Annotated in this window: 6 protein-coding genes and 1 pseudogene; 6 read left to right on the top strand and 1 reads right to left on the bottom strand. The window is 46.1% G+C overall.

Translation table 11 applies throughout. From position 1 onward, the window contains the following. Positions 1–10: 10 nt before the first annotated feature. From IEW70_RS09060 to IEW70_RS09040, 5 genes are all read left to right on the top strand, one after another. Positions 11–124: a zinc ribbon domain-containing protein gene (locus IEW70_RS09060; protein ID WP_373285947.1), complete on the top strand. Its 114-nt coding sequence runs from the start codon at positions 11–13 to the stop codon at positions 122–124. Positions 125–324: 200 nt separating this feature from the next. Beyond that, the gene (gene ilvA / locus IEW70_RS09055) at positions 325–1,593 is read left to right on the top strand and encodes a threonine ammonia-lyase IlvA (protein ID WP_188647614.1); all 1,269 of its coding nucleotides are present in this window, start codon (positions 325–327) and stop codon (positions 1,591–1,593) included. Positions 1,594–1,673: 80 nt separating this feature from the next. Further along, entirely contained in the window at positions 1,674–1,913 is a 240-nt protein-coding gene (locus IEW70_RS09050; protein ID WP_188647591.1) for a hypothetical protein, read from the top strand. Positions 1,914–2,200: 287 nt separating this feature from the next. Then, positions 2,201–2,374 carry a hypothetical protein gene (locus tag IEW70_RS09045; protein WP_188647590.1) on the top strand — a complete coding sequence of 58 codons (174 nt, stop codon included), beginning with the start codon at positions 2,201–2,203 and terminating at the stop codon, positions 2,372–2,374. 919 nt (positions 2,375–3,293) lie between these two features. Next, a complete protein-coding gene (locus IEW70_RS09040) occupies positions 3,294–4,244 on the top strand; it encodes a superoxide dismutase (protein WP_188647589.1) in 951 nt (316 codons plus the stop codon). Between the two features lie 120 nt (positions 4,245–4,364). On the opposite strand, the pseudogene IEW70_RS18695 reads toward IEW70_RS09040, so the two are convergent. Further along, positions 4,365–4,554: pseudogene (locus tag IEW70_RS18695) on the bottom strand (four-helix bundle copper-binding protein). 791 nt (positions 4,555–5,345) lie between these two features. On the opposite strand from IEW70_RS18695, the gene IEW70_RS09030 reads away from it, so the two are divergent. Next, positions 5,346–6,146 (top strand): DUF2935 domain-containing protein, encoded by an 801-nt coding sequence (locus IEW70_RS09030; RefSeq protein WP_188647588.1) that lies wholly within the window; start codon positions 5,346–5,348, stop codon positions 6,144–6,146. Positions 6,147–6,237: the final 91 nt, after the last annotated feature.

Here is a 6,237-nt window from a genome sequence, read left to right as displayed (position 1 = left end):
AAACAAAGAGGTGAAAAAGCTGAACGTGCGGGAGTGGACCTGTCCCGCATGCGGTATTCACCACGACCGGGATCTCAATGCGGCGAAAAACATCCTCAAGGAAGGATTAAAGCCCGCAGGATAACGTATTTGGCCGTGGGACACACGGTGTCAGCTTGGGGACTGTACGGTAAGAGCCGGCAGGAAGAACCAAGAATCCCACGTCTTCAGGCGTAGGAGTGTCAATTAAAACAATGAGAAAAGTGATTGCATGATACCGGGGGGTTCGTTGTATAATGGTTCGAAAAGCAACCGGAGGCATGTACATTGCAACAAAGATCGGAAGTGGAGGCAACCAAGGAGTCGGAAGTGAAGGTAACGGTCGAAGATGTGATTTTTGCCAACCATTTGTTGAAGGACATCGTTCAGCATACACCGTTGCAGCACAATGCAGTTCTTTCTAATCGGTACGACTGCCGTTTGTTTTTGAAAAGGGAAGACCTGCAAGTAGTGCGGTCTTTTAAAATCCGGGGAGCCTACAATGCGATCCGGCATCTGCCCGAGGCAAAGCGGAACAACGGTGTCGTCTGTGCCAGCGCGGGGAACCACGCGCAGGGAGTGGCGTATTCCTGTCAAGTGTTGAAGATCCACGGCAAGATCTTTATGCCCAATACCACACCCAACCAGAAAGTCACTCAGGTGAAACGGTTTGGCGGCGATCAGGTGGAAGTGATTCTGACAGGGGATACCTTTGACGACGCTTTGGCGGAGGCGCTCCGCATGAGTGAGGAAAGGGAAATGCCCTTCATTCATCCCTTTGAGGACCCCATGACGATCGCCGGGCAGGGAACCATCGGATTGGAAATTTTGAACGATGTGACGGAACCGGTGGACTATTTGTTCGTCGGCATTGGCGGCGGCGGGCTGGCCGCAGGTGTGGCTTCCTATGTGAAGAGCTTAAGTCCCTGCACCAAGGTGATCGGAGTGGAGCCGGCCGGAGCCCCTGGGATGAAGGCCTCTGTGGATTCCGGTCAAGTGGTTGACTTGGAACGGATCGAAAAATTTGTGGACGGAGCAGCTGTCCGCCGGGTGGGCAGCATCAACTACGAGATCTGCAAGGAAATGGTGGACACGTTTGTCACGGTGGCGGAGGGAAAAGTATGTACGACGATTTTGGAACTTTACAACGAGAATGCCATCGTTGCCGAGCCGGCCGGGGCTTTGTCCATCGCCGCACTGGATTTGTTTAAAGAAGAGATCCGTGGCAAGAACGTGGTCTGCATCCTAAGCGGCGGTAACAATGATATCAACCGGATGCAGGAGATCCAAGAACGCTCCCTGATTTATGAAGGTTTGAAGCATTATTTTACCGTCAACTTTCCACAGCGGGCGGGAGCGTTGCGCGAGTTTGTCGCAGAGGTGCTGGGACCGGATGATGATATCACCCGCTTTGAATACATCAAACGAAACAGCAAAGAGAAAGGTCCCGCTCTGGTGGGGATTGAGCTGAAGCGAAAAGAGGATTATGAGCCGCTGATCCGTCGCATGGAAGAAAAAGGTATTCAGTATATGGAACTCAACAAAAATCCGACGCTGTTCAATCTGCTGATCTGACATAGAAAGACGACCGGTATTGGGATATACCGGTCGTCTTTCCATACCCAATATCCTTTCTCGCCAGGAGGGTAACTTAGTTGCTGCTACAGCTCAGACTGATTGGTGTCGATGACGTGAAGCAGTATAAACCTTCACCGACAGCCTATACCTATGCGTTGGACCGATTGAACTGCAAACGGGAAGAAACCAAAATGCAAAACCGTCCTCTCGCTTATCAGCACAAGGAAGAGAGCGGTTTTTGTCTTTATGCCTCGGCAAATGATTTAACCGAATCGATTTCAGTAAAGTTGAAATTACTGTTTCATAGTGAACAGTAATGAAGCGAGGAGTGTAACACAAATCTTTTGTGTAAATTCATTCTACGACGACGCTAGATAAGGACATAAGCTTTACATAACTAAGAGACCCTCAACAAAGGAAAAAGGGATACATCCCTTACGTAAAATACGTAAAAAAACTATCCCGAATTTTGTAATATCAGTCTGGGATGAAGGAATATATAAGTCAAGATCTACCTTTTCCACGTCCTTGGAGGATGAGGAGGGGATATATTCTGGGAAGGAGGTGTTTTGGTGGAAGCCCTTGTGCCGAGGAGGTGAATACGATGGATGTCACCGACTTTTACCGCGAGGTTAAGGATTGGGTGCTGGTTTTCGGACCAGTCGTTCTTGCCTGGTGGTTACAACATCGAAAGTCTGGCCCCCGTCGCACCATCACCTTTGTATACTCTTGGATTACTCAATTGAAAAAGAATTTGAAGATCAAACGAAAGCGTTAGAACCTGACTAACTGAAGAGAGTTAACGAGCGAAACGTCTTCTTGCAACCGGTTTGGCCTTTTTCCTCGTAGTAGGAATCATCACTCCATCCATTACCTGGGCGAAACCGAACAATGCAGGGATTTATAGGTATCTCCATCATAAAAAAACCGGAGCCCATCGTTGGTGAGCTCTGGTTTTTTTATCGGGAGCTAAAAGATAACTGAACGGAGCCAGTGTATTTGATTCCCTTCGCCATATTCAACCCTTTATACTATATTTAAATTTTAGGTTTTTTCATAGGGTATTTCGGTATTGTTATCGTTTTATAAACGATTTTACCGTGTTTTACTGCTTTGTTTGGAGCAATAACACTAAGAAAAACTTGGTTGGCCAATGATCTCTCTCCTTTCCATTCGTGTTTGCAACCTACAGTGTCAATGTATTCTTCACCCTTGATTTTGTATAGGATATGGATCTAGAAAATAAGAATGGGCATAGGGAAATTAGGATATCTCACTTATCGAAGAAGGAAGATGGTTGTTATCCTTGGCTATGCGTATCATCACGCCCTATCCATTAAGGGGCGCTCACACGTAAAGTTGATGATCATCGATGGGGAGTGATGGGTTTCATCTTCTCCGTGATCCGCTTCCCCAATTCCTTCAGCCCGTCCGGCCTTGATTTTGGCTTGTGCCGAGTGGTATCCGGTTCCCCATCGCGGATGGTGACCGCCTAATTATGCGGAAAGGAGGCGTCCACCTCCCGGGCGGTGTTCTAACAGCAACCCTGTCACTGGGCATATTAGGTTAAGTGAAATATATGCGAAGGACTCATCATTGACACCGAAAGATGGAAGCCAAAGGCCGAAGGCACGAGCTCCCTTTGTTCTCCGTATACTGTATAAGATTCCGTGATCTTTTTATGGGGGAAAATATACATGTTCATTTATTCGGACCCTGATAAAGGGAACATCAGACAGAAGATTACTGACATCGTCCGAAACACCCGACATTTTTTGATTGTTTGCGAGGATGGAATTTTCCAGGCAGAAGAACGAAACCGTTTCCTGTCCGAACTGGGGTATTTGGAACGAGCCGCCGCTATCCCTGCTGCTACTCTGGATCAACTTAATTGGCTGTATCAAAAGGCGTGTCAACTTCACAGAAAATGTTCACGGCACGTCAAAGGGGCACCGACATTGAACAATGCCGTTCAAAACTCGGAAGAACCGTCCACCGAATCGGAAGAGGGAGGGGAAAGGTATGTCCCAGTAGGAAAACACGTTCTCCCGCCGCTCCCTTATCCTTACGATGCACTGGAACCGTACATCGATGAAAAGACGATGCGGCTTCACCACGATAAACACCACAAAAGCTATGTGGAAGGTCTCAACAAAGCGGAAACGATGATGGCCCAGGCCCGAAAAACCGGGGATTTCAATCTGATCAAGCACTGGGAGCGGGAAGCCGCGTTCAACGGGGCAGGCCACTACCTCCATACTATTTTCTGGAATATCATGAACCCCCGGGGAGGCGGTGAACCGGAAGGCGATCTCAAACAGCAGATCCGAAAGGATTTCGGGAGTTTTGAAGCCTTTAAAAAGCATTTTTCCAATGCGGCTGAAAAAGTGGAAGGGGGCGGTTGGGCCATCCTGGTCTGGTCACCCAGGTCCCGCCGTCTGGAGATCTTACAAGCGGAAAAACATCAAAACTTAACTCAGTGGGATGTTATTCCGCTGCTGGTGCTGGACGTATGGGAACATGCGTATTATCTCAAATACAACGACAACAGAAAAAAATACATCCAAGCCTGGTGGCATGTTGTTCATTGGCCAGCCGTCGATCACCGTTATCAGAAAGCGCGGAAAGTGCGGTGGAAACCTTACTGAAAAAATAAGCCTATTCCTTTTAAGCAGAAAACAATTCCAGTCTAGACTCACAAAGTTACCCAACCCAAAATACCCTAATCCCCGTCAGTAAAGGGGATTGGGGTATTTGGGTTGTAGTGGTTAAGCAGCCATCTTCCGGCATTCGGTCGCACATTGCCGACAGAGATCCGCGCATTTTTGGCAGTGCTCACCTTTAAATTTGGCATTCCTGCGCGCACGCCTCACAAACCGTCGCGTATACTTCACTTTTTCGGGACATAAACCGGGAAGCCATGGAGCAGATCTCAGCACAATCCTTAAGAACCTGAATGCAATGCTCCCTAGCCTATGGGCAAATAATCATCCAACTCCTTTCAGAGGTAGCTGGTGCTATTCGAATCGGTACTGCCATAGTACCCAGCAATTTTAGGGGTTCCAATTAAAAAGGCTCTGTTATATAATAAAATCAACATAAGGATATCTGTTGTGATACAATTAAAGCGAGCGGTACGAAGGAGGATAGATTATGGCAAAGCAAAGATGTAAAAAAACGGAGAACAGTAAACAAATGATTTGTGTCGACTGTGGTATTCAAATGGCCCCATCGTATATTACACAATGTGAACATTGCTTAAGCAAAGTGAAAGAATAAAACCCTCGTCAATAAGTACGGTTACGTAATAAAGGCTACGTTGTTCGGGGAGGAAGTAAGTCACTCAGATACATCCGCTTTACGCTTATTCCATTCCAGGGAGTGGCCAATCGCCCGCAACAAAGAAAAGCTGGGGAGTTCCCAGCTTTTTTTGTCTATTAAAAGTCGATATAAAGTGCAAAAGTGTAACTCCCAATCATATCTGTACGTAATGAACCTCAAAAGTCCAGACAATTAAGTGACATTTGAAGTAAGAGATTGACGGAATTCTTTTGGAGATAGATAGCTAGCGTAGAATGAGGTCGGTCAATGTAGGCTACAATATCCGGTTTGGCTTCATGAAAGGAACGGATAAATAGCGAGGGTATAGGGCGTGCCTGACAAAAAACTCTTCAAGCAACTCTGAGGCATTCATCAACCTGGGTATTCGTACATAATTTGTACAAATTAAAGATTAGGGGGCATACCCGTTGACAAATGGTTTTGTGGTACGTTCGCTTGATGAGATTCGATTTTGGTCGCGTATTATGAAGGAACATTCGTTGTTTTTAAAGCTTGGATTTCGATGTGAAGATACGCAGCTGATTAACGAAGCGAATTATTTTTTCTCCCTTTTCGAAAGAATCGAAAATCAAGCTCATGACTTTTCTACAGAAGCGGATCCCGAACAAATCAGCAATTTTAATATGAAAGTTCATCGAGCGGCTTCTCTCATTTGGGCGTTTAAAAGAAAAGTCTTGGGTTTGATTTTGCAATGTCAACTTCCCGGAGGAAACAACTTTCCCTTGTTAGTGGATCATGTGAGTCGAGAAGCAGCTTATTTTAGAAATCGATTGGAAGAACTGAATCAAGGAAGACTTGAGCCTCTTCCCGATGCGATCATCGATGAAAATGTATTTTTCCTGCGAATCATGGCCGATCATGCTAAATTTATCGGACATCTTCTGGATCCTTCGGAAAGAAAACTGGTTGAACAGGCCCGGGAGTTCAGCCATGATTTTGACCAGTTGTTATTCCAGGCCAAAGATCTAGAGTCCATGAGACCCCAATCACAAACGGTTCCTTTGCTCGATCAGTTTCTAGATCAAAATAGGGTATCCGTTAAGTCATTGCGGGACTTTAAAAAGACGGCGCGGGAATTAATCGAGGCTTGTCGGATTAAAAGCATCATCCACCCCCTATTGGCCGACCATGTTTTTCGTGAAGCTGAGCGGTTTTTGCAAATCATCGACCTATTTGAAAGAAGTTTAACCAAGAGTTCTCCAAAGTAGGGGTAGTCTGAGATATATGTAAACGATACGGTTTCAAATGGGATAAAAAGTAAATCTCTTTAACATCAGGATGTCCGATTACATACATTCG

It is taken from the genome of Marinithermofilum abyssi (assembly GCF_014641195.1).
Taxonomy (GTDB): Bacteria; Bacillota; Bacilli; order Thermoactinomycetales; family DSM-45169; genus Marinithermofilum; species Marinithermofilum abyssi.
This window is presented reverse-complemented; position numbering and strand designations above follow the sequence as displayed.

What these genes read in the sequence shown, in the direction of transcription:
- IEW70_RS09045 (WP_188647590.1), top strand. Translation starts at nt 2,201, where the DNA reads ATGGATGTCACCGACTTTTACCGCGAGGTTAAGGATTGGGTGCTGGTT.
- IEW70_RS09040 (WP_188647589.1), top strand. Translation starts at nt 3,294, where the DNA reads ATGTTCATTTATTCGGACCCTGATAAAGGGAACATCAGACAGAAGATT.